Here is a 24,886-nt window from a genome sequence, read left to right on the forward strand (position 1 = left end):
CCGCGCGGAGCCCGTTCCATCGATGAAAGGAAAGACCATGACCACCAGACCGTTGGCCGCGCTGCTCGCGGCACCGCTTCTCGCGCTCACCGCGGGCGTGGCCCAGGCGCATACCGGCGTCGGCGACACCAGCGGCTTCGCCCACGGCTTCATGCATCCGATCGGCGGGCTCGACCACATCCTCGCCATGGTGATGGTCGGCGTGTTCGCCGCCCAGCTCGGCGGGCGCGCCGTCTGGCTGGTGCCAGCCAGCTTCGTCGCCGTGATGGCGCTCGGCGGAGCGCTCGGGCTTGCCGGCGTTGCCGTGCCTTTCATCGAACTCGGCATTGGCCTGTCGGTGGTCGTGCTCGGCGCCGCGGTGGCCTTCCACCTGCGGGCGGCGGTGCCGATCGCGATGGCACTGGTCGGCTTCTTCGCTGTATTCCACGGCTACGCGCACGGCGCCGAGATGCCGGAAGACGCGGGCGGCCTCGCCTATGGAGCCGGCTTCGTGGCGGCCACGGCGCTGCTGCACGCGGCGGGCATCGGCCTCGGCGTGGCGATCGGCAGCGAGTCCGGCAAGATCGGGCAGACGCTGGTGCGCGTGGCCGGCGCGGTCGTGGCGGTCGTCGGGCTCGGCCTCGTGACCGGCGTGGTCTGACAATCCGCTACCGGCTCGGTCGAAGGCCGGGGCGGTGGATCGCGCGGTGGTCGTCGAGCGCGGCCGGGTCAAGCTCGGCTGCCCCGCGGTCGAGCTCAAGCAGCGCCTGGAGAACGGCTGAGAGCCCATGGCCGTTTGCCCGAATTTCAACGTGGCGCGCCATGGACGGGCGCGCTAAACAGCAGCATGAAAAAAATCGGCTTCCTGTCGTTCGGCCATTGGTCGCCCTCGCCACAATCGCAGACGCGGACGGCGGCCGACGCGCTGCTGCAGTCCATCGACCTCGCCGTCGCTGCCGAGGAGCTGGGGGCGGACGGGGCGTATTTCCGCGTCCATCACTTCGCCCGCCAACTGGCATCGCCGTTCCCGCTGCTGGCGGCGGTCGGCGCCAAGACGAAGCGCATCGAGATCGGCACGGCGGTGATCGACATGCGCTACGAGAACCCGCTCTACATGGCCGAGGACGCGGGCGCCGCCGACCTGATCGCCGGCGGGCGGCTGCAACTCGGCATCAGCCGCGGCTCGCCGGAGCAGGTGATCGACGGTTGGCGCTACTTCGGCCACGTCCCCCAAGACGGACAGACCGATGCCGACATGGCACGGCGGCATACGGAAGTGCTGCTCGAAGTGCTGCGCGGCAAGGGGTTCGCCCAGCCCAACCCGCGGCCGATGTTCCCCAATCCGCCCGGTCTTCTGCGCGTCGAGCCGCATTCGGAAGGCCTGCGCGAGCGCATCTGGTGGGGCGCGGCCACCAACGCCACCGCCGAATGGGCGGCGAAACTGGGCATGAATCTGCAGAGCTCTACGCTCAAGTTCGACGAGGGCGGAAAACCCTTTCACATCCAGCAGGCCGAGCAGATCCGGGTGTTTCGCACGGCGTGGAAGGCGGCCGGCCACGAACGCGAGGCACGGGTGTCGGTCAGCCGCAGCATCTTCGCGCTGGTGGACGACCGCGACCGCGCCTATTTCGGCGGAAGCGACAACAAGGATCAGTTCGGCTACATCGAGGCGGATACGCGCGCGGTGTTCGGCCGTAGCTATCCCGGCGAGCCGGACGCCCTCATCGACCAGCTGAAGGGCGACGAGGCCATCGCTGAAGCCGACACGCTGCTGCTCACCGTGCCCAACCAGCTCGGCGTCGACTACAACGCGCATGTGATCGAGGCGATCCTGACCCACGTCGCACCGGGTCTGGGCTGGCGCTGACGCCCGCGCGGCAGACGCGCGCAAGCGGCAGAACAGCGCTACAGGGCTGCGACGCGCACGCACATCGGCGTGCCGATCTCCAGCCGGCGGCCGGTGTCGGTAAGATCGCCTGTCTCGGCATCGCGCGCCAGAAGCACGATTACGTCGCTGTCCTGGTTGGCCACCAGCAGATGGCGGCCGGAAGGCGTCAGGGTGAAGTTGCGCGGGGTCCTGCCGCCGCTTGAGACATGGCCGCGCGGCGTGAGCTTGCCGCTGCCCTGCTCGACCGCGAAGACGGCGATGGAATCGTGACCGCGATTGGAGCCGTAGAGGAAGCGCCCGTCCGGCGAGATGTGGATGTCGGCGGCGTGCGAATGCGAGACCCCGGCGGGCAGCGCCGCGACCACGTCGAGGACCGCAAACGAGCCGTCCGCCTGCAGGCGCATGGACGCGACCGTCGAATCCAGCTCGTTGAAGACGAAGACGGTGCGCCCGTCGGGATGGAGCGCGATGTGGCGCGGCCCGGCGCCGGACGCAGCCGCGACTTCCGTCTGCCGCGCCAGCGTCCCGTCCGAGCCGAGGCGGTAGCCGAACACGCGGTCGAGGCCGAGGTCGGCCACCAGCACCAGCCCGTCATCGGCAAGCTGCAGCGCGCAATGCGCATGGCTGCGCTCCTGGCGCTCCCGGTTCGGCCCGGACCCGCTATGGACCACGCCGGACACCGCCGGCGTCAGGCTTCCGTCCGGATTGCGGCCGAACACCGAAACCGAGCGGTCGGGTCCGCCCTCGCCCATGGAGTAGTTCGCGACCATCAGGAAGCGGCCGTCGCGGGAGAGGCTGCTGTGCGCGGCGATGCTGCCGAGCGTGACCTGCTTGTTCAGGTAGGTGAGGACGCCGCCGTCGGGATCGAAGCGGTAGGCGCTGACCGTCCCCTCCTTCCACTCGTACACTTCGGACGTGGCATAAACGCTGCGCTTCTCAGGATCGACCGAGAGGAAGGTCGGATTGTCGACATCGCCCGTTTCCGCCCGCTTCTCGAAAGCCAGGCTGTCTTCGTCGAAGGCGTAGACGGCGAGCCCCACGCCGTGCGCCCGCGAGAAATAGGGTGCGGTCCGATTGAGGCAACCGACGAACACATGCAGCATACGAAATCCCACGAAACGTTTCCCGGAACGGCCAGAACCGTTCCAATATTCCAGTTGACAGTCCGGCAGGCAATCTATCTCATATGAACAGGATTTCTCAAATACGAAAAAGAAGCGAGATGTCCGGTATGAGCGGCCCGCAGCGGGCACATATTCTTTCCCGGGAAGAGGAGGCAAAGGGAATGAAGAGGCAGGCAAGGTCGGCCGCAGGCGTGGTCGCGATGGCATTGGCAGGCGGAATGCTGGCGGGGGCGAGCGGCGCCGGGGCGGCCGAACTGCCGCCTTCCTTCGCCACGCTGCCCGACGACATCAAGGCGCTCTATACCGGCGTCGAGGACACCGTGCAGCCCGCCGCCTTCGACGACTTCAAGGCACCGCCGAAACCGTGGAAATGGTGCCATTCGGAATCGTACCAGGGCAATCCCTGGCGCGTTTCGGTCACCAACGAGCTGAAGCGCCTGGTCGGCCTCTACCAGAAGGAAGGCTGGGTGTCCGATTTCGAGATGTCGGATTCCAACGGCGACACCAGCCAGCAGATCGCGCAGGTCCGCGCCTTCATCGACAAGAAGTGCAGCATCATCACCTCCTTCGCCGGCTCTTCGACGGCGCTGAACGAGGCGATCGAGGCGGCCCACAAGGCGGGAATACCGTTCGTCACCGGTGCCGGCGCGGTCACCAGCCCCTATGCGGTCAATGTCGATTCCAACTACGTGAAGTTCGGCTACGACCTTGCCAAGGGCATCGTCGACGGGCTCGGCGGCAAGGGCAACGTGCTGCGTGTCGAGGGCATCGCCGGCAGCCCGCTGGTGGCGCAGCAGCGCGCCGGCGCCGACAAGGCCTTCGCCGAGGCCCCGGATGTCAAGGTGGTGCGCGACGTCAACGGCAACTGGTCGCCCAACGTCACAAAAACGGTGGTGCTGCAGGTGCTCGCCACCAATCCGCAGCCGATCGACGCGGTCTGGACCTCGGGCAGCGAGGCGCGCATCGTCGACGAAGCATTCGAGCAGGCCGGGCGGCCGGTGCCGCTGGTCTCGGGCAGCATTTCCGGCGACGCGCTGGGCTACTGGAAGGACAACCCGGACAAGTTCAAGTTCACCGGCGGCGCGCTGATGCCGTCCTGGACCGCGCAGACGCTGTTCCGCGTCGGGGTGCGGGTACTGGAGGGCCAACAGCCGAAGCTCAACATCATCATGGTGCCGGTGCCGGAGGTGAAGCAGGCCGAACTCGACAAATGGTACGCCTCCTGCATGACAAAGGACGCGGTATCGGTGTTCCCGGTCGCGCCGCAGGATCCGCTGCCCGACCCGATGATGGACGCCTATTTCGCCAAGCCGGCCGCCGTTCCCCTCTTCGACTACGGCCAGACGCCGGATCCCTGCGCCGCGAATTAGCGCCTTCCTGGATCGTCGGGGTCGCGGGCCAGACCTCGACGTCCCGGCAAATGCCCGCCCTCGATGGGCGGGCATTTTGTTCTCTTGTGGGAAACGGCGCGGGGTGGGTGCGGACCACGAATGGTGCGGTATCGTAGCGTGGTCGTTCCCGCCATGGGGTGTGAATGCTTGACATCGTCGATCTCTCCAAGCGCTACGGCGAGACCGTCGCCCTCGACGGCGCGTCGATCTCGTTCAGGCCGGGCACGATCCATACGATCCTCGGCGAGAACGGCTCCGGCAAGAGCACGCTGGTCAAGCTGCTGAGCGGCATCGTGTCGCCGGACCGCGGCGCGGTCCGGCTGGAGGGACGCGACATCGCCGCCCGCGATCCGCGCGGTTTCAGGGCCGCCGGTTTCGCCACGGTGTTCCAGGAGGTGCTGATCGCGCCGGACCGCACCGTCGTCGACAACGTGCTGCTCGGCTATGACGGCCTGTTCAGCCGGCTGATACCGCGGAGCCAGCGGCGCCAGACCGCCTCACGCGTGCTTGGCCGCTTCGCCGTGTCGCCTGTGCCGCTGGATGCGCTCGCCGCCGACCTGCCGCTTGCCGCGCAGCAGCTGGTGGTGCTTGCCCGCGCGCTGCTGCGCGAGCCGCGCGTGCTCATCCTCGACGAGGTGACCGCGGCGCTGGATTTCGCCGACCGCGAGGCGGTCTTCGCGCTTATGCGCGGCCAGGCGGCCGAGGGCCGGCTGGTGATCTTCATCACGCACAGGATGGACGAGGTGATGTCGCTGTCGGACCAGGTCACCGTGCTGCGCAGCGGGCGGGTGGTGCGCACGCTGACGCGCGAGGCTCTGAAGCCGGACGAGCTGCTGGCGCTGATGGCTCCCGAGACAGCCCGGGGGCTGCGGCATGGCTGACGCCGAACCGCGGCTGTCGGCGCGCGGCATCGCCCTGAAGGCCGGCGCCGAGCCCTTCGACCTCGACGTCGGCGCCGGCGAGATCGTCGGCCTGGCCGGGCTCGACGGACACGGCCAGGAGCGGTTCATCGAAGTGCTGGCCGGCCTTCACGCGCCCGCCGCCGGCAGCGTCGTGTCCCGACGCGACGGCGCCGATCATGCCGTAACCAGCCTGCGCAGGGCGATCGCCGGCGGCGTCGCCTACCTGCCGCGCGACCGCCGCGCCACCGGCATCTTTCCGACGATGTCGATCGTGGACAATTTCGCCATCGCCACCGTCGGGCAGGACCGCCGCTTCGGCCTGATCAGCCGGCGCGAGCGGCGCAGGCGCTACGACTACTACCGAGAACGGCTCTCCATCGTGGCGCAACAACCGCGCAACGCCATCACGACGCTGTCAGGCGGCAACCAGCAGAAGGTGCTGCTCGCCCGCGCGCTCGCCCACAAGCCCGACGTGCTGCTGCTCAACGACCCGACGCGCGGCGTCGACATCGCCACCCGCCAGACGCTCTACGCGGTGTTCAGGGAACTGGCAGCGGAAGGGGTCGGGCTCGTCATCCTGTCCACGGAGATCGAGGAAATGCTGCTGCTCTGCCGCCGGATCGTCGTCTTCCGCGAGCAGCAGGTGGCGTCGACAGTGACCGGGGACGACCTCGCGGCCGAGCGCATCATCTCCATCATGTTCGGGCGGGCGCAATGAGCGCGGTTGTGCGATCGGATCGCAAGGGCGGCGATTTCGGCTGGGCGCGGGCGGCATGGCAGCAGGCCGGCTTCGGCCCGGTGCTGCTGGTGCTGCTGCTCGCCGTCAACATCGCCGTCAACCCGGCCCGCTTCGCGCCCGGCGCCTGGGGAACGCTGATCGGGCTTGCCGCGCCGCTGATCGGCGCGGCGCTCGCCTCGACGCCGGCGATTCTCGGCGGACGCGGCGGCATCGACATCTCGGTCGGGCCGCTGATGGGCTTCATCAATGCGCTGATCGTGCTGGTGCTGGTGCAGCGCCTCGGCATCGAGACGCCGTGGATCATCGTGCCGGCCGCCGTCCTCATCGGGGCGGCGGTGGGCGCGGGCAACGGCGTGCTGGCGACGGTGCTGCGCATCCAGCCGATCGTCGCTACGCTGGGCACCTATCTGATCCTGATCGGCATCACGCTGACCATCCTGCCCGCGCCCACCGGCACGGTGCCTGCCTGGCTGCGAGCGCTCGGCGGGCCGCTGTCGATCCTGCCGCTGACGGCCGTCTTCCTGGCCTGGATCGCCATACGGCGGCTGCCCTATTATGATCACCTGATGGCGGTCGGCAGCGACGACCGCGCGGCCTATACCGCGGGCATTCCGGTCACCTTGGTCCGTTTCCTGTCCTACGTCATCACCGGCGCCTTCGCCGGCGTCGCGGCGCTGATGATGACGGCGCTGATCGGCTCGGCCGACCCGTCGATCGGGCCGACCTACACCCTCATGGCGATTTCGGCCGTGGCGCTGGGCGGCGTCAGCCTGGCCGGAGGCAGGGGCGGCCTGCTCGGCGCGGCGATCGGGGCGATCGACATCTTCCTGCTGCAGAGCGCCCTCACCTATTTCAACCTGTCGACCTTCGTGCTGCAGATCGCCTATGGCGTGGTGCTGGTGCTGGCGATCGTGCTCACCGCGCTGCACGAGCGATTGCTCGGCCGGGCGAAGGAGACGGCATGATGTCGCGCTGGACGAGCGACCAGTGGCGGGTCGCGGGGTCGCTGACGGTGGCGGTCGGCCTGCACGTGCTCGGCACCGTGCTCATCCCCGGCTACAGCTCCGAATTCTCGATCCGGGCGATGCTGGTGCTCGCCTCGCTGCTGGCCATCGCCTCGATCGGGCAGACGCTGGTGGTCATCATCGGCGGCATCGACCTGTCGATCCCGTTCCTGATCGGCTTCGCCAATGTCGTCACCGCGCAGCTCTACGGCCAGGGCATGAACTTCGCGCTGGTCTGCCTCGTGGTCGTCGCACTTGCCTGCCTCGTCGGGGCGGTGAACGGGCTGATCTCATCCTCCCTCAAGCTTCATCCGCTGATCGTCACGCTGGGCATCGGCACGATCGTGCAGGGTACCGTGCTGCTATGGACCGGCGGCTTTCCGTCGGGCTCTGCTCCTCCCGCCCTGTCGGAGTTCGTCTCGATCGGCGGCTCGGCGGGCGTGCTGCCGGTGCCGTGGCTGGTGCCGTGCTTCGTCGTGCTGGCCGCTCTCATCGTCGTCGTTCTGGCGCGCACGCCCTATGGCCGGCGCGTCTTCGCCCTCGGCAGCAATCCGCGCGCGGCGCCGCTGGCGCTGATCAATCCGATCGCCATGTGGACGATCACCTTCGCCGTCAGCGCCGGCTTCGCCGCCGTCACCGGCATCCTGCTGCTCGGCTTCACCGGGTCAGCCTATGGCGAGGTCGGGCAGCCCTACCTCTTCCAGACGATCGCCGCCGTGGTCATCGGCGGCACCGCCCTGGTGGGCGGCCGCGGCTCCTATGTCGGCACTGTCGCCGGCGCGCTGGTGCTGACCGAGATCAACACGTTGCTGATCGGACTGGGGCTGCAGCCTTCGGTCGTGCAGGCCGTTCTCGGCGCAGTCATCGTCCTGCTGGTGTCGTTCTACGGGCGTGACCCGCATGTGCGGACGTCGATCTGACGCTGATGTCGCCCATCGCTCTCGGCGGGTCGTTCAAGGAGAAGGGCCATCGCATCAGTTACCCCCACCCCTAACCCTCCCCTCAAGGGGGAGGGGTACCTTGTACCGAGCCATCAACGATTGGCGTCTTGTAGAGAGACAAGCTCGTTGCCGAACGGCGAAGCGTCACCCCTCGTCCAGCGTGAAGTCGCCGACCGGCAGCCGGCCGCCCATCTGTTCGTTCAGCATGACGGCGGCTTCGTAGAGATGCCGGGAGGCGTCGGCGAGGCGGACCTGGTTGGTCACCCACAGCACGAAGGGCATGGTGAGCGCGGCCTGCGCGCTGCCGCTGCCGTCGAGGATGGGGAAGCTGACGTCGGTGATGCCCTTGAGCGTCTCGTCGGCGACGACCTCGTAGCCGCGTTCGGCGATGCGCTCGATGCGCGCCAGCAGGGGAGCGGCATCGCCGCCGGCGGCGCGATGCTCCTCGACCAGCGCCTCGAGCAGGCCGGCGCGCTGCCTGTCGTTCTGGAAGGCCAGCAGGGTCCGGCCGGAGGCCGTGCCGAGCAACCGGCTCTGCGTGCCTAGGCGCACGCGAAAGCCGATCGGCGCCGGGTTGTCGGCGACGGCGATCACCCGCACCTTGAGCCCGTCGAGCACGGACAGGATGACCGACTCGTTGATGCGGGTGGCGAGCATCTGCAGGATTGGCTGCGCCGCGTCGAGCAGGATGCGTGTCGGCGGGTGGTTGCAGGCGAGGTCGAACAGCTTCATCGACAGGAAGAACGCGTCCGACGGCGGCCGTCTCGCCACGTAGCCGCGCCGCTCCAGCGAGACAACGACGCGGTAGACCTCCTGCACGGAGCGGTCGAGGCTGTGGGCGATCTGCGACAGGATCAGCCCGCCGGGCTGGCCGGCCAGAAGCTCCAGGATGTCGAGGCCCTTCTCCAGCGCCGGCGCCCGGTAGGTGGCGACCTCCTCGCTGCGCTCCGGCGCCGTCGGCCGCTTCGCCATCTTCAACCCGTCCCGATTCGTCCGCCCATCCATACAGCCATACAGGATGAGGTCATTGACAGCATCGGGGCCGTTGTATCTTATGTCAAATAGCTTTTTCATATTTGGAAAACATGGCCGTTCGGCCTCTCCGCCTCCGACCACGACAGGCCGCCATGACCCAATCCATCGGCTTCACCGACATCGACTTCGAGCGGACGGGAAAGCAGGTCGGCTTCCTGAACCTGCCGTCGTCGGTCCATGACGACGCCTGGGGCGTGGTGCGGGTGCCGCTGGCGGTGATCCGCAACGGCACGGGACCGACCGTGATCCTGCAGGGCGGCAACCACGGCGACGAGTATGAAGGGCCGATCGTGCTCGGTGAGTTGATCCGGGATCTGGCGCCCGAACACATCAATGGCCGGCTGATCATCGTGCCCGCCATCAATACGCCGGCGGTCGAGGCGGCGCGCCGGGTCTCACCGCTCGACGGGCTGAACTTCAACCGCACCTTTCCCGGCGACCCGCTGGGCTCGATCACCCAGCAGCTCTCCGCCTATGTCAACGACGTGCTGTTTCCGCTGGCCGACGCCTTCGTCGACCTGCATTCGGGCGGCTCATCGCTGTCGATCATCCCGAGCGCCATCGTAGAGCCGGCCGAGGATGCCGAGCTGGCCGGCAGGATCCGCGCGGCGGTGCGGGCCTTCGGCGCGCCGATGACGGTGGTGATCTCCAATTTCGGCGATCCGCGCACCTCGACCGCGTCGGCCGTCCGGGCAGGGCTGGTGACGGTGGGCACCGAGATGGCCGGCACCGGCACGGTGTCGCCGGAGGCCGTGCGCATCTGCCGCGACGGTGTGCGCAACGTACTCGTCCATCTCGGCGTGCTGGAAGATGAGGTCGCGCCGGCTTCGGGAGCGGCCGGCGACATGCTCTACGCCATTGCCGGTCCGCGCTCCTATGTCATGGCCACGCAAGCCGGCGTGTTCGAGCCCTATCAAGACCTCGGCGCGGCGGTGAGCGCCGGGCAGCCGGCCGGGCGCATCCACTTCCTCACCGATCCGCAGCGGACGCCGGAGGAACTGGTGCATGGCGCGGATGGAATCGTCTACGGCCGCCGGCACCCGGGCCGAGTCAAGCCCGGCAACTGCTGCGTGGTGGTCGCGTCGAAATGCGAGGACCGGTCTTGATCACGCTCGACGACATCCATGCCGCAGCCCTGCGCATCGCGCCGTATGTCAGGCGCACGCCGTTGATGCGTGCGACAGCGCTCGACCGGCCGCCGACCGAGGCCTCGCTGTGGCTCAAGCTGGAATGCCTTCAGGCGACGGGCTCGTTCAAGGCGCGCGGCGCCACGAACCGCCTGCTGGCGACGCCCGCGGCCGAGCTGGCCGGCGGCGTCGTGACGGCTTCCGGCGGCAATCACGGCCTCGCGGTAGCGCGTGCCGCGCGCATCGCCGGCGTGCCCGCCACCATTTTCGTGCCGACTAACGCCTCCCCCGCCAAGATCGACAAGCTGCGGAAACTGGGCGCGAAGGTCGAGGTGGTCGGATCGATCTGGAACGAGACCAATGTGCATGCGCTGGCGTTCGCCGAGCGTCATGGCGCCGCCTATTTCCACCCGTTCGCCGACCCGCTGGTGCTGGCGGGCCAGGGAACCGTGGCGCTGGAGCTGCTGGAGGACAAGCCGGACCTCGACACCGTCCTCGTGGCGATCGGCGGCGGCGGCCTGATCACCGGCATGGCGGTGGCACTGAAGGCACTTAAGCCGTCCATCCGCATCATCGGCATCGAGCCGACCGGCTCGCCGACCTTCCACGCCTCGCTGGCCGCCGGCGCGGTGGTGGCGCTGGACAAGGTGACGACCCGGGTCGCCACCATGGCCTGCGCGAAGACCGAGCCGGCGGTGTTCGCGCTGTCGAAGGACGCGATCGATGAGGTCGTGCTGGTCGAGGACGAGGAGATGGTGGAGGCGGCGCGCTGGCTGTGGTTCGAGCTCGGCCTCGCCGCCGACCTCAGCGGTGCCGCCGCGGTGGCGGCGCTGCGCACGGGCCGGCTGAGGCTGGAAGCCGGCAGCAACGCCTGCGCGCTGGTGTGCGGCGCCGGCCCCGAAGGCCTCGCCGGCTGAGCCGCCATGTATGACGGCCCGATCATCGATGCCCACCACCATTTCTGGGATTTCGGTCTCGGCAGGCATCCGTGGCTGATGAGCGGCGAGGCCGGTGACGACATCGCGCCGCTGCGGCGCGATTTCCTCCCCGACGATTATGCGCGGATGGCGGATGGCTGCGGCATCGTCAGCAGCGTCCATGTCGAGGGCAACTGGGATCCGGCCGATCCGATCGGCGAGACCGAATGGCTCGACGGACTCGAGCGGCCGGCGGGCATCGCGGCGCGCTATGTCGCCTACGCCCCGCTGCTCGAACCCTGCGCCGCCGGGATCCTGGAAAGGCACGCCGCGCACGAGCGCGTGGTCGGAATCCGCGAGATCCTGAGCTGGCATCCCGATCCCGCCAAGCGGCGTCTGCCCGACAACGACCGCTTGACCAGCCCGGCATGGCGGCAGAACCTCGGCTTGCTCAGCCGCTACGGCTTCAGCTTCGACCTGCTCGTCTCACCCTGGCAGCTCGACGACGTGCGCAGGCTGGCCGAGACCTTTCCGGATATCTCCTTCATCCTCAATCACTGCGGCAATCCGATGGACCGGGATGCCGGCGGCATGCGGCGCTGGCGCGCCGGGCTGGCTTCCGCGGCCAAGGCCGGCAACGTGTCGATCAAGATCTCCGACCCGGTCGCCTATGACCCGCACTGGAGCTTCGACAGCCTTGCCGACGTGATGCTGACGGCGATCGACCTGTTCGGCCCGGCACGCAGCATGTTCGCTAGCGACTACCCCGTCGCCGGCCTGCATATCGGCTTCGCCGAATGGATCGACGTCTTCAGGCGGGTGGCGGCGCGCTTTTCGGCCGCCGAGCAGCGGGCGATCTTTCACGACAACGCCGCCGCGCTCTACCGGATGGCCGACCATCCCCCGCAGCCCTGACCGGCAATACCTGCCGTTTCACGCCGCCACCAGATGGCCGCCGCCGATATCCTGCAGGCGCAGCTTGGGTGGCGCGTCGCCGACGCGCCTGACGGCGCTCGGGATTTCGCTGTCGAGCCGGGCGAAGCGGACGCGGCGCAGCGCCGGCTCAGGGACCGGCACGGCCTCGATCAGCCGCTTGGTGTAGGGATGGCCCGGACTGGAGAAAACCTGATCGCGCGTGCCCATCTCGACGATCTGGCCGAGATACATCACCGCCACGCGATCCGAGATGTTTTCCACGACCGCCATGTCATGCGAGATGAACAGATAGGCCACGCCGAACTCGCGCTGGAGATCCTTCAGCAGCCGCAGCACACGCGCCTGAACCGATACGTCGAGGGCCGATACGCTTTCGTCGGCGACGATCAGCTTCGGCCGCAGCGCCAGCGCCCGCGCGATGCAGATGCGCTGCCTCTGCCCGCCGGAGAATTCGTGGGGATAGCGGTCCATGTGCTCGGGCGAAAGGCCGACGCGCTCGAACAGGGCGGCAACCCTTGCCTGCCGCTCGTCGCTGTCGCCGATCCTATGGATGACCAGCGGCTCAGCGACGAGGTCGCCCACGCGCATGCGCGGATCGAGGGAGGCGTAGGGATCCTGAAAGATCATCTGGACGTCGCGCCGCGCCGCCTTGCGCCCGGCGGCGCCGAGCGAGGCAAGATCACGGCCGTTGATCGCGATGCCGCCGGTGTACGGCACGAGCCCGGCTATCGCCTTGGCGGTGGTAGACTTGCCGCAGCCGGATTCGCCCACCAGCGACAGCGTCTCGCCCGGAGCGATGGAAAAGCTGACCCCCTCCACCGCATGAACCCGCCGGTCGACGCGGCCGAAAAAGCCGCCATGCAGATCGAAGCGGACATGCAGGTCGCGCACTTCGGCCACGTTGCGGGAGGTTTCGGGTTGGGAACTGAAGCCTGTCGCGCCGCCCGCCGCACCGCCTTCGCGGCCCTTGCCGATGCGCGGCACCGCCGCCAGCAGCTCGCGCGTGTAGTCTGCCCGGGGGCGGGCGAAGATGTCGAGCGCCCTGCCCGTTTCGACCATGCGGCCGTGCCGCATGATGATGACGCGATCCGCCATCTCCGCGACGACGCCCATGTCGTGGGTGATCAGGATGACGCTGGTGCCGTTCTCGCGCTGCAGGTCGCGCAACAGCTCGAGCACCTCGCCCTGTACCGTGACGTCGAGCGCCGTGGTCGGCTCGTCGGCGATGAGCACGTCGGGTTGCAAGGCGAGCGCCATGGCGATCATGACGCGCTGGCGCATGCCGCCCGAGAGCTCATGCGGATATTGCTTCAGCCGGCTTTCGGCCGCGGGGATGCGCACCGCGTTCAGCGCCTCGATCGCCTTGCGCCGCGCTTCGTTGCGCGGCAGCGCGGTGTGCGCCTCGATCGCCTCCATGAGCTGCCGGCCGATCGTCAGCACCGGGTTCAGCGAGGTCATCGGCTCCTGGAAGATCATGGCGATGCGGTCGCCGCGTATGCGGCGCATGCGGCCTTCGTCAAGCGCGGTCAGCTCGGTGTCGCCGAGCCGGATCGTCCCTGATTTTATCCGGGCCGCCGGCCGCGGCAGCAGCGCCATGATGGCGAGCGAGGTCATCGACTTGCCGGACCCGGATTCGCCGACGATGCAGAGCGTCTCGCCGCTTTGCAGGGCGAAGGAGAGGTCGGAAACGACCTCGCGCTCGCCCTCCTCGCCGCGGACGGAGACGGTGAGGTTTGATACGGTGAGGATGGGGGCGGCTGTCATCAGGACGGCCACCCGCCGAAGTCGGTATTCCTTCGCACCCCCCTCTGTCCTGCCGGACATCTCCCCCGCAAGGGGGGAGATTGGCTGTCAACTCCGCTTTCGCCAATCTCCAATCTTGCAGGACAAGCGGCAAAATCGAAGCTGCCAATCTCCCCCCTTGCGGGGAAGATATCCGGCAGGACAGAGGGGGGTGCGAAGGGATGCGGGCGATCAACGATTAACCTGCAATCCCCCAAGGCGTCTGGACACGCAACCGTGATCATTCGAACACGACACGCGGGAAATAGAACGACACCACCCAGTTGGGCATGTCGACGATCTCGCTGATCCTGAGATCGCCGCAGACCGAGCCGAGCATGTAGGCCTCGACCGGGTCGAGGCCGTAGCGGCCGGCGAGCAGATCGACCATCTGCGAAACCGCGGCTTTCGCGCCGCTCATCAGGTCCGGCCCGACCCCGGTCGTCACTTCGTAACCCTTCGCGTCCAGATGGCGCGTCACCGGACCCGGCGTGGTGAAGCGCGGGAACCGCAGCCGCGCGTCCTTGACCAGGTCGATGGTGAGCACCGCGTTCATCGGGCTTTCGATCGCCGTGCCGCAGACCTCGCCGTCGCCCTGCGCGGCGTGCGTGTCGCCGACCGAGAACAGGGCTCCGGCGACCTCGACCGGCAGGTAGAGCACGGTGCCGGCAGCGAGATCGCGGATATCGAGATTGCCGCCCATGCGGCGCGGCGGCACGACGGAATGGAGGCCCGCCTCCTCCGGCGCGTTGCCGATAGTGCCGGCGAACGGCTTCAGGGGGACCCGCGCGTTTTTGCCGAATAGGGCGGGCTCCAGTGAAGACGCATCGTATTTCCAGATGTTCAGCGCCGGTTCCGTGAAATCGTCGGCAAGCAGGCCGAAGCCCGGAATGTTCGCCGTCCAGCCGAAGCCGGACGGTTTGAACTGCTCGATGGTGATCTTGAGCGCGTCGCCCGGCTCCGCCTCCTCGACGAAGATCGGGCCGGTGACCGGGTTGACCCTGGCGAAGTCGAGCTTCGGCACGTCGACGACGGTGCTGTCGGCATCGAACTGGCCGCCGGACGAGTCCAGGCACTCGAATTCGATGGTCGAGCCCGGTGCCACCCGCTCGGCTGGGACAAACGAGTTGTCCCAGCCGAAATGATGATTGCGCCCGTGGATGGTGTAGTCGCAGTTATTGCACATCGTTCACATACACGTAGTCGTAGTTGATCGGGATGTGGACCGGGTCGACATAGAGGTTGTCGGCACCGCCCATGCGCGGCGACTTCATGGTGAAGCGCTGCTCGTTGAACACCGGCGCCCAGGGCGCGTCCTCCATGACCTTGCCGTAGATCTCGCTCCACAGCTTGTAGCGCTCCTCGGCCTTGGCCGGATCGACGATGGAGTCGGCCTCGGCAGCCTTCTTGTCGAGGTCCTCGTTGCAGTACCAGGCCCAGTTCCAGCCGCCCGGCACGGCGCCGCCACAGCCCAGGATCGGGCCGTAGAAATTGGACGGGTCGGGGAAGTCGGCGATCCAGGCCATGCCGCCGGACCAGATCATCGGCGCGCCGGCCTTGTCGCCGCCGGCGGCGATGACGTTGGCCTGCGCCAGCGACTGCAGGCTTGCCTTGATGCCGATGGCCGCGAGATCCTGCTGGATCGCCTGGGCGATGCGCGGATTGGGATCGGTGTTCATGACGAACAGCTCCGTCTCGAAGCCGTCGGGATGGCCGGCTTCGGCGAGCAAGGCCTTGGCCTTTTCCGGCTCATAGGCATAACCCTTGAAGGCCTTGTCGTAGCCCGGCATGGACGGCGGCAGCGGCTGGTTGGCCGGCACGGCGCGGTTGTTGATAAGCTGGACGATGCGGTCCTTGTTGATCGCCATGTTGACGGCCTGGCGCACCTTGACGTTGTCGAACGGCGCCATGGTGGTGTTCATGGTGACGTAGCCGGTGTGGAGCTGGCCGCCGACGACGACGCGCGCCTTCTGCTCGGGATCGTTCATCACCTCCTGGAATTTCGCCGGCGGGATGCCGTCGCCCGGAATGTCGACCTCGCCCTTCTGCAGGCGCAGCAGCGCGACGATCGGTTCCTGGCCGATCTCGAAGGTGATCTTGTCGAGATAGGGCAGGCCCTTGCGCCAATGATCCGGGTTGCGCTCGAAGACGAGCCGCTGGCCGAGCGTCCACTCCGCCATCCTGTACGCACCGGTGCCGACCGGGTTCTTGCCGAAATCGGCGCCGTGCTGCTCGACCGCCTCCTTCGGCACGAGGTGCGAAAAATTGATCGCCATGACGTGCAGGAAGGTGGCGTCGGGGCGCGACAGCTCGATCTTCACCGTCGACGGATCGACGACGGTGACGCCGGACAGGCTCTCGGACTTGCCGCCGGCGACGTCCTCGAAGCCTACGATCGAGGCGAAGAAGCCGGCACCGGGGCTCTGCGTTTTCGGATTGGTGACACGGTCGAGCGAGTACTTGACGTCGTCCGCCGTCATCTCGCGACCGTTGTGGAATTTCACCCCCTTGCGCAGCTTGAAGGTGAAGGTCTTGCCGTCCGGCGAAATCTCGTAGCTCTCCGCCAGGTCGGGCCGCAGGTTGGTGGTTCCGGGTTCGTAGTCCATCAGCCCGTCGTAAAGGCTCTTGATCATCGACCAGTTCTGCCAGTCGTAGCCGATGGCCGGGTCGAGGGTGGCCACGTCGTCCTTGTAGGTGATCACGACCTCGCCGCCCGCCTTGGCGCTGGGATCGAGATTTTCCTCCTGCGCCTTGGCCGGAGAGAGCGCGAGCATCAGCGCAAGCGCCGATGCGGCCACGGTGGAAGCCAGATAGGTTTTCATACCAGTGTTCCCTTCTTCATTGTGGTTCTCTTTTTCTCACCGCAGCTTGATGCGCGGATCGATGAACGGCGCGACGATGTCGGCCAGCAGGTTGCCGAGCACGATGGCGCAGGCCGAAACCAGCGTGACGCCCATGATGATCGGAATGTCGACGCGCTGGATCGCCTGCCAGGCGAGCTGGCCGATGCCCGGCCAGCCGAACACGCTTTCCACCACGACGATGCCGCCCATGAAGATGCCGACGTCGATGCCGATCATGGCGATCACCGGCAGGATGGCGTTGGGCAGGGCATGGCGGAAAAGGATGGTGCCGCGGGCGAGCCCCTTGGCGCGGGCGGTGCGCATGTAGTCCTGGCGCAGCACGTCGATCATCGACGAGCGCATCATGCGCGAATACCAGCCGGCGCCGAGCACGCCCAGCGTCAGCGACGGCAGCACGAGATGGCGCCAGGTCCCGTAACCGCCGATCGGAAACCAGCCGAGCCGCACCGCGAAGACGTAGAGCAGCAGCAGCCCGACGACGAATTGCGGCGCCGACACGCCGACGAAGGACCCCACCATCAGGGCCTGGTCGGTGGCGCTGCCGCGCTTGACCGCCGCGACGATGCCCATCGTCAGCCCGATCGCCAGCTCGCACGCGATGGCGCCGAGCATCAGCAGCAGGCTCGCCGGCAGGCGCGACACGATCAGTTCGCTGACCTGCGAGCGCTGGATATAAGAGCGGCCGAGATCGCCGCTGAGCAGATTCAGCAGATAGCGCCAGTACTGGACGAAGAAGGGCTGGTCGAGGCCGAGCTGGCGGCGGATGTTCTCCACCGTCTCCGGGGTGGCGCTGCGGCCGGCGATCTGGCGCACCGGGTCGGCAGGCAGGAGATAGAGCAGCGCGAAGGTGATGATCGACACGCCGAGCAGGATGAGCGCGGACTGAACGAGGCGGCGGCCGAGATAGGCGATCATGCCTGGCCCCGCTGCGTCGGATCGAGCACGTCGCGCAAGGCGTCGCCGACGAGATTGAAGGCGAGCGCCAGCGCCAGGATCGCCGCGCCCGGAAAGAAGACCAGCCAGGGTGCCGCCTGGAAATAGGTCTGGTTCTCGAAGATGATGTTTCCCCATGACGCGGTCGGCGGCTGCACGCCGATGCCGAGATAGGAGAGCGTCGCCTCGAGCAGCACCGTGGTCGAGATGCCGAGCGTTCCCCAGACAATGATGGTCGGCAGGAGGTGGGGCAGAATATGACGGAACAGAATGCGCGGCGTGCCGGCGCCCAGTGTCCGCTCGGCGTCGATGAATTCGCGTTCGGCGAGCGAACTCGTCTCCGTGTAGAGGACGCGTGCCGTCTGCACCCAGTTCACCAGCGCGATCACCAGCGCCACGATCCACAGGCTGGGCTGCAGGATGGCGGCCAGGCAGATGGCGAGCAGCAAGGCGGGGAACGCCATCATCAGATCGGTGAAGCGCATGAGGACGCCGCCGATCCAGCCGCGGAAGAACCCCGCCGTCACGCCGACCAGCGTGCCGATCAGCAGCGCGGCGCCGTTGGCGACGATGCCGATGATGAGGGAGGTGCGCGCGCCATAAAGGATGCGGGTGGCGAGGTCGCGGCCGAGCAGATCGGTGCCGAGCCAGAATTGCGCGCTCGGCGGCAGCGGCGCGCCTTCCAGCGTCAATCCGTCGAACATCTGCTCATTGGGATCGTAGGGCGTGAGCCAGGGCGCGAGGATAGCCGCGCCGATCGTGGCGACGATGACCAGCAGGCCGAGCAATGCCAGCCTGCGCCGCAGCAGGGCGCGCCAAACGCCGGTCCGGGGCCGGATCGCGGTCGCAGCAGCGCCGACGTCAGGCGAGATGGGAATGGTCATCGCCCTCCCTCTCGTCCGGCCGCGTCATGGCGACGACGCGGCGTGCCGCTTCCTCCATGCTGATCTGCCAGCTCATGGCGAGCGAACGCAGCTGCGCATAGGCCCTGTCGTCGTCCACGCCCTGCGTCGTGAGCGCGGCGACGGCGCGCACGATCGTCTGCCGTTCCGCCACGCGCGCCTGCAGCGCTGCGATCTCGTCGGCCAGCCGCCGGCGCGCGCCGAAGGACTGGCGCGCTATCAGCAGGGCGCTGTAGACACCGGCATTGCCGATCGGCTTCAGCAGTTGCGCGTCGGCCTTGTGCGATAGCGCCCATTCGATACGGCCCGGCGCCTCCGAGCCGATCAGCGCGATCAGCGGCATCGGCGCCTCCCCGGGACGCCAGGGAAACTGCTCGTCGAAGCCGAAATCGACGTCGAAGAACACGAAGTCGGCCGCCAGGGCCTCCGGCGGCAGCTCGGGCCAGCACTCGGTCGCCTCGAGCCCGATCGCCGTCAACTGGCGCATGATCGCCGCCACGGTGGGGTGCGGCCGGTGCAGGACGAATGCCTTGGCGCCGCCCAGGTTGGGGATGCGGGAGACCCGGCTCATCACACCACCTTCAGTCGCGGCCGCCGGAAGGTACCGGTGCGGTCGTAGCGCGAGAGATACGGATCGGGCGCCACGGCATCGATGCGGCTCACCGTCTCGAAGGCCTGACCGGCGATGCGGCCGATCTCGACCGGCAGGGTGGCGTGCTGCGTCTGCGGATCGATGCTCGTCCGGCCGAAAGGAGTCTCGAAGACGCGGCTGCGGAACATCTCCGGCAGATCGGCAAAGCCGGCGTCCGGCTTCGCCGCGAGCACCTGCGCCAGGACCTGCACGGAGGCGTAGGCCGCGGCTTCGAAGGAGGAGGAGGCCGGAGCGGGCGGGCCGGAGAACAACGCGCCGGCGACGGAAGGGCCGCCGGCGGGCTTGTGGAAATACGGACCCGCCGACAGATGCCCGCGGCCGGCCTCGCCGATGGCCGGCAGCTCGCATTCGGACAGGTTGCAGGACAGCAGCGGGCACCGCTCCGGTGCGAAATGCGGGTCCTCCAAGGCAAGCCGGGCATAGGCCTCGAAGAAGGCATAGGACGAGGTGCCGATCAGGTTGTTGAGGATGAAGTCCGGCCGCGTCGCCCGGATTTCGTCGACCAGCCGCTGCACGTCGGTCTCGCCGATCGGCAGGTAGCGCTCGCCGAGGACTTTTCCGCCGGCGTCGGCGATCAGGTCGCGGGCAACGCGGTTCGTCTCCCAGCCCCAGATGTAGTTCGAGCCGAGCAGAAATCCGTCGGCGCCGTGCCGGGGAACGACGTGGGCCAGCAGCGGCACGAGATGCTGGTTCGGGCAGGCGTGCATGTAGACGACGTGCTCGTTCGCCTCGAACCCCTCATAGGGGCAGGCGTACCAGAGCGTCGCGCCGGCCTTTTCGAGCACCGGGATCGTCTCCTTGCGGCTCCACGAAGTGACGCAGCCGACGACATGCCGGGCGCCGCTGCTGCGCAGGATGTCGTCGCAGAGCGGCGCGTATTGGTCGATATTGCCTTTCGGGTCGCGCTCGACCGGCACCAGCTCGAAGGCGCCGGCGGGATCGGCGTTCACATCGGCGATGGCGCGCAGGGCGCCCGTCCTGCACGCCTCCGAGATCAGCCGGTAGGTGCCGGAGCGCGCATAAAGGATGCCTATCTCGATTTGCTTCTTCACGGGCCGCCTGAAAACGAAAATGCCCCGCAGCCGTCGCCAGGATGAGGCGGGGCTAGCGAGGCATGTGTGCCGTCCGGCATCCGGGGCCGGTATTTCCCACCTACCCTATTCCTGCCCGGGCGGCAGTCAAGAGCGTTGTTGCTTGCCGGGGGGGGCCAATCGACGTGCCGGCCGGCCGGGCGACGTCGGCCATCGCGACGCCGCCGCTCGAGAGCCGGCTGGCCCTGGCTTCTTGCGACTGGAACCGAGCGAACCGTCCAGCCGGATCGAAACGGTGCCGCCCGGCCCGGCGCAAGTCGCATTTATCGATCCAAAGGATCAATCGCGTCTTTCAGCGGTCGGGCACGCCGGCAGCCGTGCCCGGGAAGTCCGTTTCGGTCCGAGGCGTCTACGACCGCTCGGAACCACGCCCGAACCCGGCCATTCACCCGACGGCCGGGTTTCAGGACGGCTTCCTAGATAAGGGCTATCGCCCGGGTCGGTCCGCCCGTAGCTCCCTTGACCTTGGGAATTCCCAGGAAGAGACGTGCCCCTGTCTCGGGGATGGCGTCCAGATTCGCCAGGCATTCGACGCCCCAACGGCCGCTGCCCAGCCATTCGTAATGGACGGGAAATTGCCCGCCGGAATTCAATCCTGTGTCCAGGGACAGCGTATCGACACCTATGCCCTTGACGTTACGCTCGCTCATCAGGAATTGCGCTGCTTCGATATGGAAGCCAGGTGTGTGGTTCTTTTTTTCGTTGTCGTTCCCGGTGAATTTTGGGTCGCCGACGAGCTTGTGCCAGCCGGAATTCATGACGACGCAACAACCCTCGGGAAGCGGACCGTTCTTCGACTCCCAGCCTTTGATGTCGTCGGGCGTGAGCGCGGTGTCCGCGTCCTCGGCCGCGCGCGCCGAGATGTTTATGACCGCGATCGGCACGATGAGATCCCTGATCGGGATCAGATCCGCGGTCATCCCATCCGCCGAGAAGTGTATCGGCGCATCCATGTGCGTTCCACTATGCTCGACGATCGTCCAGCGATTGAGGTTCACCCTGTCCTTGGCGAAAGTGACGAGCTGTTCCACCGTGAACCACTTCTCGCCGCTGAATGTCGGAAAACCCTCGTAGAGCGTGTGCGAGAGATCGACCGTCTCGGTGAAACTCGTCGCAGCCGCCTGCGCCGGGGGCACGGCCGGAAGGGCTGCGGCAGCGGCAGCGCCCAGACCCAGCGTGAAGCCGGTTTTCAGAAGGCCTCTTCGTGTAGCTTGTTCACAGATCGAATGTAGACATCCCGGAGGACACATTGGTTTCTCCACCCCATTGTCGATTCTATACTAACTATTTAGTTTATCCATGCGTGCTAACGCCCCTTTGCGAGGAGCAGTCACCCCTCCATGAGCTGTTTGAGAGACCTCACCGCCACGGCGTAGCCGCGCGGGCCGAGGCCCGCGATCACCGCGGTGGCGACCTTCGACACGAGGGATCTGTGGTAGATTTCCTCGCGACGGTGGATGTTCGAGATGTGCAGCTCGACGATGGGATGGGCGGACATCTTCAGCGCGTCGAGTATCGGGATCGAGGTAAAGCTCAGGCCCGCGGGATTGATCACGATGCCTGAGCCGGCATCGACTGCCTCATGGATCCAGTTCACGATTTCACCCTCGAAATTCGACTGGTGGAAGCGAACCGTCCAACCATCCGCAGCCTCCCGGCACATCTGCTCGATCTCGGCCAGCGTCGTCGTTCCGTAGATCTCCGGCTCGCGCATGCCGAGGCGATTGAGGTTGGGTCCATTGAGGACGAAGATCGGCGTCTTGCTCATGACTTACCCCTGATAGCCGAGCAGTCGCGGCAGCCACAGCACCAGCGACGGAAAGAAGGTGATGAGAACGAGCGCGCCGATCATGGCATAGAGGAACGGCAGCACGTCGCGTACGATATCCCGGAGCGGCACCTTGGCGATGCGGGTCATGATGAACAGCAGCAGGCCGTAAGGCGGCGTCACTAGCCCGAGCATGATGTTGACCACGCACATGACGCCGAAATGGACGAGGTCGATGCCCAGTGCATTCGCCGTCGGGATGAACACCGGCAGGATGACGAGGATGATCGTCGTTCCCTCAAGGACGCAGCCCAGCAGCAGCAGGACGACGTTGACGAGGATGAGGAATCCGGTCGGCGACAGGTCCCAGTTGGTAAGGACGGCGCTCAACGCATGCGGGATGTTCTCGACGGTCACCACATAGTTGAACACCAGCGCCCCGGCGATCAGCATGCCGATCGAGGCGGTGGTGCGGGCGCTGGCGAGGATCGAACGGTAGAACTCGGCGAAGCTGACGCTCCGGTAGAGCACCACCGAGATCAGCAGCGCGTAGGCGGCGGCGACGGCTGCCGCCTCGGTCGGCGTCGTGATCCCGGAATAGATGCCGCCGAGCAGCACGACCGGCATCAGAAGCGCCGGCAGGGCCCGCCAGGTGATGCCCGGAATCTTGCGCAGCGGCGTTGGCGGCTCGACCGGGAAGTTGCGGGCGCGCGCATGGATGCCGACCAGGATCATCTGCGACAGCGCCATCAGCAGGCCGGGAACGACGCCGCCGAGGAACAGGTAACCGATCGATGCGTCCGAGACGAGCGCGTAGATGATCATCGGTATGGAGGGGGGGATGATCGGCCCGATGACCGAGGTCGCCGCCGTCAGCGCCGCGGCGTAGCTGGCGGGATATTTGCCGTCCGCCGTCATCATGTTCTGCATGATCTTGCCTGAGCCGGCGGCATCGGCGATGGCCGAGCCCGACATGCCGGCGAAGATGATCGACTGCAGCACGTTGACCTGCGCCAGGCCACCGCGGAAGCGGCCGACGATGGCGTTGCAGAAGGTCATCAGCCGTTCGGTCATCGAGCCGATGTTCATCAGCTCGGCGGCCAGGATGAACAGCGGCACGGCCAGGATGATGTAATTGGAGTACATGCCGTTGAGGAACTGCTCGGCGACAGTGCCCATGTCGAGGCCGGCCAGCAGCAGATAGAGGATCGAGCCGGCGATCATCGCGTGCCCGACCGGCAGTCCGAGCAGCGCCAGCGCCGTGATCGCGACGATGGCGATGGAAAAGGGACTGGCGATCGTCATACGCCGGATCCCGCCTTGGTCGGGTCGAATTCGTCGGGCGCGGACCCGCGCAGCACCTGCCAGGAAAGCCACAGGTAGCGAACGATGATGGCGATGACGAAAATGACGTAGATGGAGAACAGCCAGTCGAAGCGCAGTTTCAGATAGGCGCTCTTCTCAACCTTCATGAAGGAGACGTAGTCGAACACGGCCGGAAAGGAGACGGCGTAGAGGATGACAAGGGCGCAAGCCGATATCAGGAACATGGCGCTGCGCACCCTTGGCCCGACCGACGCGTAGATCAGGTCGAAACGCATCTCCTCCTGCTCGGTGAGGACGAAGGCTGCCCCCCAGAGCACCATCCATATCCAGAGGATCGCGGAAAGCTCGTTGGTCCAGCCGGTCGGCCAGTTCATCACGTAGCGAAAGAAAATCTGCAGAAGAAATGCGAAGAACATGACCGCCAGCATCGCGGCCAGCACGTTCTCCGCGCGGCGGTAAAGCCAGCCGCCCAATTGGCTCAGTCCCGGGTTCATGCGTCCAATCCAGTGGCGCGGCGCCTGGCCGCGTTGGCAGGAATGCGGGGCGGCAGGCGCCGGCCCCGCACGATCAGCTCACATGGCATTGATCTTGTCGACCATTCCGGCCGGCCAGTCCTTGGCGAGGTCGGAGGCGAGATACTGCTCCTGCACGTGCTTGCGGAACGCAGCGACGTCCGGCTCGTAGATCTTCAGGCCCTTCGCCTTGAAGGTCTCGACCAGCTCCTTCTCGCGGGCGAGATGTTTTTCGGTCGAGAAGTCGATCGCCTTGTCCGCCGCCGCCTGGACCTTCGCCTGCTTGTCGGCGCCCATCTCGTCCCAGACCTTCTTCGATATGCTAAGCAGGTCGAAGCCGACGAGATGCGCGGTCAGCACGATCTGGCTCATCACCTCGTAGAACTTCATGTTCTCGACATTGGGCAGCGGATTGTCCTGCCCGTCGATGGCGCCCGTCTGCAGGCCGGTATAGACCTCCGCATAGGCCATGGGCGTGGGATTGGCACCCAGAGCCGTCCCCAGGAACTGCCAGGCGTCGCCGCCCGGCATGCGCAGCTTGACGCCGGCGAGATCGGCGGGGGTCTTGATCTCCTTGTCCGGCTTCAGCCCGACCTGACGCACGCCGAAATAGGTAGGGCCGAGAATCTTCACGCCGAGCTGGTCCTCGGTCATCTTCTTCAGCTCGGCTCCGGCATCGCTGGCGAAGAAGGCCTTGAGATGCGCGGCATCGCGGAACAGGTAACCCGCCGTCACGATCGACCAGGCCGGAATCTGCTTTGAGATGTCCTGCGGCGCGATATTGCCCATCTCCAGGTTGCCGCGCTGGATGGCGACCAGCTCGGTGCCCTGCTTGAACAGGTTGCCGCCATAGTAGCCTTCGAAGGCGAAGTCGTCAGCGACGGCCTCGGCGAACGTCTTCATCATTTCGGCGCGGATGTCTTGGTCGGAAAACACGGCCGAGAAGCGCAGCTTCGGCTTGTCCTGTGCCAAGGCAGGGAAAGCGGCCGCCGCGGTGAGAAGTCCGGTTGCCGCCAGGAACTGGCGGCGGGTCGATTGCAGTCTCATGTCATTTCCTCCCATCTTGGTGTTGC

Annotated in this window: 24 protein-coding genes; 10 read left to right on the forward strand and 14 right to left on the reverse strand. The window is 67.0% G+C overall.

Translation table 11 applies throughout. The features are described from left to right. Positions 1-52 precede the first annotated feature (52 nt). A complete protein-coding gene (locus tag C7I84_RS02240; RefSeq protein ID WP_425351288.1) occupies positions 53-640 on the forward strand; it encodes a HupE/UreJ family protein in 588 nt (195 codons plus the stop codon). Between the two features lie 186 nt (positions 641-826). Continuing rightward, positions 827-1,846, forward strand: coding sequence for an LLM class flavin-dependent oxidoreductase (locus C7I84_RS02245; RefSeq protein WP_106770529.1), 1,020 nt, complete (start codon positions 827-829; stop codon positions 1,844-1,846). A 38-nt stretch (positions 1,847-1,884) separates the two neighbouring features. Here C7I84_RS02245 and C7I84_RS02250 read toward each other — a convergent pair whose 3' ends face one another. After that, positions 1,885-2,982, reverse strand: coding sequence for a lactonase family protein (locus tag C7I84_RS02250; protein ID WP_342587147.1), 1,098 nt, complete (start codon positions 2,980-2,982; stop codon positions 1,885-1,887). 170 nt (positions 2,983-3,152) lie between these two features. Between C7I84_RS02250 and C7I84_RS02255 the strand changes: the two genes are divergently transcribed. The 5 genes from C7I84_RS02255 to C7I84_RS02275 all read left to right on the forward strand — a co-directional run bounded on the left by C7I84_RS02255 (position 3,153) and on the right by C7I84_RS02275 (position 7,947). Continuing rightward, the gene (locus C7I84_RS02255; RefSeq protein WP_106770531.1) at positions 3,153-4,361 is read left to right on the forward strand and encodes a substrate-binding domain-containing protein; all 1,209 of its coding nucleotides are present in this window, start codon (positions 3,153-3,155) and stop codon (positions 4,359-4,361) included. Between the two features lie 164 nt (positions 4,362-4,525). After that, positions 4,526-5,263 (forward strand): ATP-binding cassette domain-containing protein, encoded by a 738-nt coding sequence (locus C7I84_RS02260; RefSeq protein WP_106770532.1) that lies wholly within the window; start codon positions 4,526-4,528, stop codon positions 5,261-5,263. Beyond that, on the forward strand, positions 5,256-6,002 hold the full coding sequence (locus C7I84_RS02265) for an ATP-binding cassette domain-containing protein (RefSeq protein WP_106770533.1): 747 nt from the start codon (positions 5,256-5,258) through the stop codon (positions 6,000-6,002). The genes C7I84_RS02260 and C7I84_RS02265 overlap by 8 nt, the downstream gene beginning before the upstream one ends. After that, positions 5,999-6,988 carry an ABC transporter permease gene (locus tag C7I84_RS02270; protein ID WP_106770534.1) on the forward strand — a complete coding sequence of 330 codons (990 nt, stop codon included), beginning with the start codon at positions 5,999-6,001 and terminating at the stop codon, positions 6,986-6,988. Before C7I84_RS02265 ends, C7I84_RS02270 begins: the two co-directional genes overlap by 4 nt. Further along, a complete protein-coding gene (locus tag C7I84_RS02275) occupies positions 6,988-7,947 on the forward strand; it encodes an ABC transporter permease (protein WP_106770711.1) in 960 nt (319 codons plus the stop codon). The genes C7I84_RS02270 and C7I84_RS02275 overlap by 1 nt, the downstream gene beginning before the upstream one ends. Positions 7,948-8,112: 165 nt before the next feature. Here the strand turns inward: C7I84_RS02275 and C7I84_RS02280 are convergent, their stop codons facing one another. Next, positions 8,113-8,940 carry an IclR family transcriptional regulator gene (locus tag C7I84_RS02280; protein ID WP_165815951.1) on the reverse strand — a complete coding sequence of 276 codons (828 nt, stop codon included), beginning with the start codon at positions 8,938-8,940 and terminating at the stop codon, positions 8,113-8,115. A 155-nt stretch (positions 8,941-9,095) separates the two neighbouring features. Between C7I84_RS02280 and C7I84_RS02285 the strand changes: the two genes are divergently transcribed. Genes C7I84_RS02285 through C7I84_RS02295 form a run of 3 tightly spaced genes read left to right on the forward strand, consistent with a single transcriptional unit; the run spans position 9,096 to position 11,962 of the window. Continuing rightward, positions 9,096-10,109, forward strand: coding sequence for a succinylglutamate desuccinylase/aspartoacylase family protein (locus tag C7I84_RS02285; protein WP_106770536.1), 1,014 nt, complete (start codon positions 9,096-9,098; stop codon positions 10,107-10,109). Beyond that, positions 10,106-11,047: a threonine ammonia-lyase gene (locus C7I84_RS02290; RefSeq protein WP_106770537.1), complete on the forward strand. Its 942-nt coding sequence runs from the start codon at positions 10,106-10,108 to the stop codon at positions 11,045-11,047. The genes C7I84_RS02285 and C7I84_RS02290 overlap by 4 nt, the downstream gene beginning before the upstream one ends. Before the next feature lie 6 nt (positions 11,048-11,053). Further along, entirely contained in the window at positions 11,054-11,962 is a 909-nt protein-coding gene (locus tag C7I84_RS02295) for an amidohydrolase family protein (protein WP_106770538.1), read from the forward strand. 18 nt (positions 11,963-11,980) lie between these two features. Here the strand turns inward: C7I84_RS02295 and C7I84_RS02300 are convergent, their stop codons facing one another. The 12 genes from C7I84_RS02300 to dctP all read right to left on the reverse strand — a co-directional run bounded on the left by C7I84_RS02300 (position 11,981) and on the right by dctP (position 24,860). Next, a complete protein-coding gene (locus tag C7I84_RS02300) occupies positions 11,981-13,747 on the reverse strand; it encodes an ABC transporter ATP-binding protein (protein ID WP_165815952.1) in 1,767 nt (588 codons plus the stop codon). A gap of 259 nt (positions 13,748-14,006) precedes the next feature. Further along, positions 14,007-14,951, reverse strand: coding sequence for an acetamidase/formamidase family protein (locus C7I84_RS02310; protein WP_106770540.1), 945 nt, complete (start codon positions 14,949-14,951; stop codon positions 14,007-14,009). After that, a complete protein-coding gene (locus C7I84_RS02315; protein WP_106770541.1) occupies positions 14,941-16,587 on the reverse strand; it encodes an ABC transporter substrate-binding protein in 1,647 nt (548 codons plus the stop codon). Before C7I84_RS02315 ends, C7I84_RS02310 begins: the two co-directional genes overlap by 11 nt. A 36-nt stretch (positions 16,588-16,623) precedes the next feature. Beyond that, positions 16,624-17,544 (reverse strand): ABC transporter permease, encoded by a 921-nt coding sequence (locus C7I84_RS02320; RefSeq protein ID WP_106770542.1) that lies wholly within the window; start codon positions 17,542-17,544, stop codon positions 16,624-16,626. Continuing rightward, positions 17,541-18,446 carry an ABC transporter permease gene (locus C7I84_RS02325; RefSeq protein ID WP_106770543.1) on the reverse strand — a complete coding sequence of 302 codons (906 nt, stop codon included), beginning with the start codon at positions 18,444-18,446 and terminating at the stop codon, positions 17,541-17,543. The genes C7I84_RS02320 and C7I84_RS02325 overlap by 4 nt, the downstream gene beginning before the upstream one ends. Beyond that, positions 18,424-19,035, reverse strand: coding sequence for an ANTAR domain-containing response regulator (locus C7I84_RS02330; protein ID WP_106770544.1), 612 nt, complete (start codon positions 19,033-19,035; stop codon positions 18,424-18,426). Before C7I84_RS02330 ends, C7I84_RS02325 begins: the two co-directional genes overlap by 23 nt. Continuing rightward, complete coding sequence (locus tag C7I84_RS02335) at positions 19,035-20,168, reverse strand: transporter substrate-binding protein (protein ID WP_106770545.1); 1,134 nt, start codon at positions 20,166-20,168, stop codon at positions 19,035-19,037. The genes C7I84_RS02330 and C7I84_RS02335 overlap by 1 nt, the downstream gene beginning before the upstream one ends. A gap of 455 nt (positions 20,169-20,623) precedes the next feature. After that, the gene (locus C7I84_RS02340) at positions 20,624-21,457 is read right to left on the reverse strand and encodes a cyclase family protein (RefSeq protein WP_106770546.1); all 834 of its coding nucleotides are present in this window, start codon (positions 21,455-21,457) and stop codon (positions 20,624-20,626) included. Between the two features lie 80 nt (positions 21,458-21,537). Then, positions 21,538-21,975 (reverse strand): type II 3-dehydroquinate dehydratase, encoded by a 438-nt coding sequence (locus tag C7I84_RS02345; RefSeq protein WP_106770547.1) that lies wholly within the window; start codon positions 21,973-21,975, stop codon positions 21,538-21,540. 3 nt (positions 21,976-21,978) lie between these two features. Continuing rightward, the gene (locus C7I84_RS02350) at positions 21,979-23,280 is read right to left on the reverse strand and encodes a TRAP transporter large permease (protein WP_106770548.1); all 1,302 of its coding nucleotides are present in this window, start codon (positions 23,278-23,280) and stop codon (positions 21,979-21,981) included. Further along, positions 23,277-23,795, reverse strand: a complete 519-nt coding sequence (locus tag C7I84_RS02355) for a TRAP transporter small permease (protein WP_106770549.1) — start codon at positions 23,793-23,795, stop codon at positions 23,277-23,279. Before C7I84_RS02355 ends, C7I84_RS02350 begins: the two co-directional genes overlap by 4 nt. 78 nt (positions 23,796-23,873) lie before the next feature. Next, positions 23,874-24,860 carry a TRAP transporter substrate-binding protein DctP gene (gene dctP, locus C7I84_RS02360; RefSeq protein WP_106770550.1) on the reverse strand — a complete coding sequence of 329 codons (987 nt, stop codon included), beginning with the start codon at positions 24,858-24,860 and terminating at the stop codon, positions 23,874-23,876. Positions 24,861-24,886: the final 26 nt, after the last annotated feature.

The sequence above is a fragment of the Kumtagia ephedrae genome (genome assembly GCF_003012745.1).
Lineage (GTDB): Bacteria > Pseudomonadota > Alphaproteobacteria > Rhizobiales > Rhizobiaceae > Kumtagia > Kumtagia ephedrae.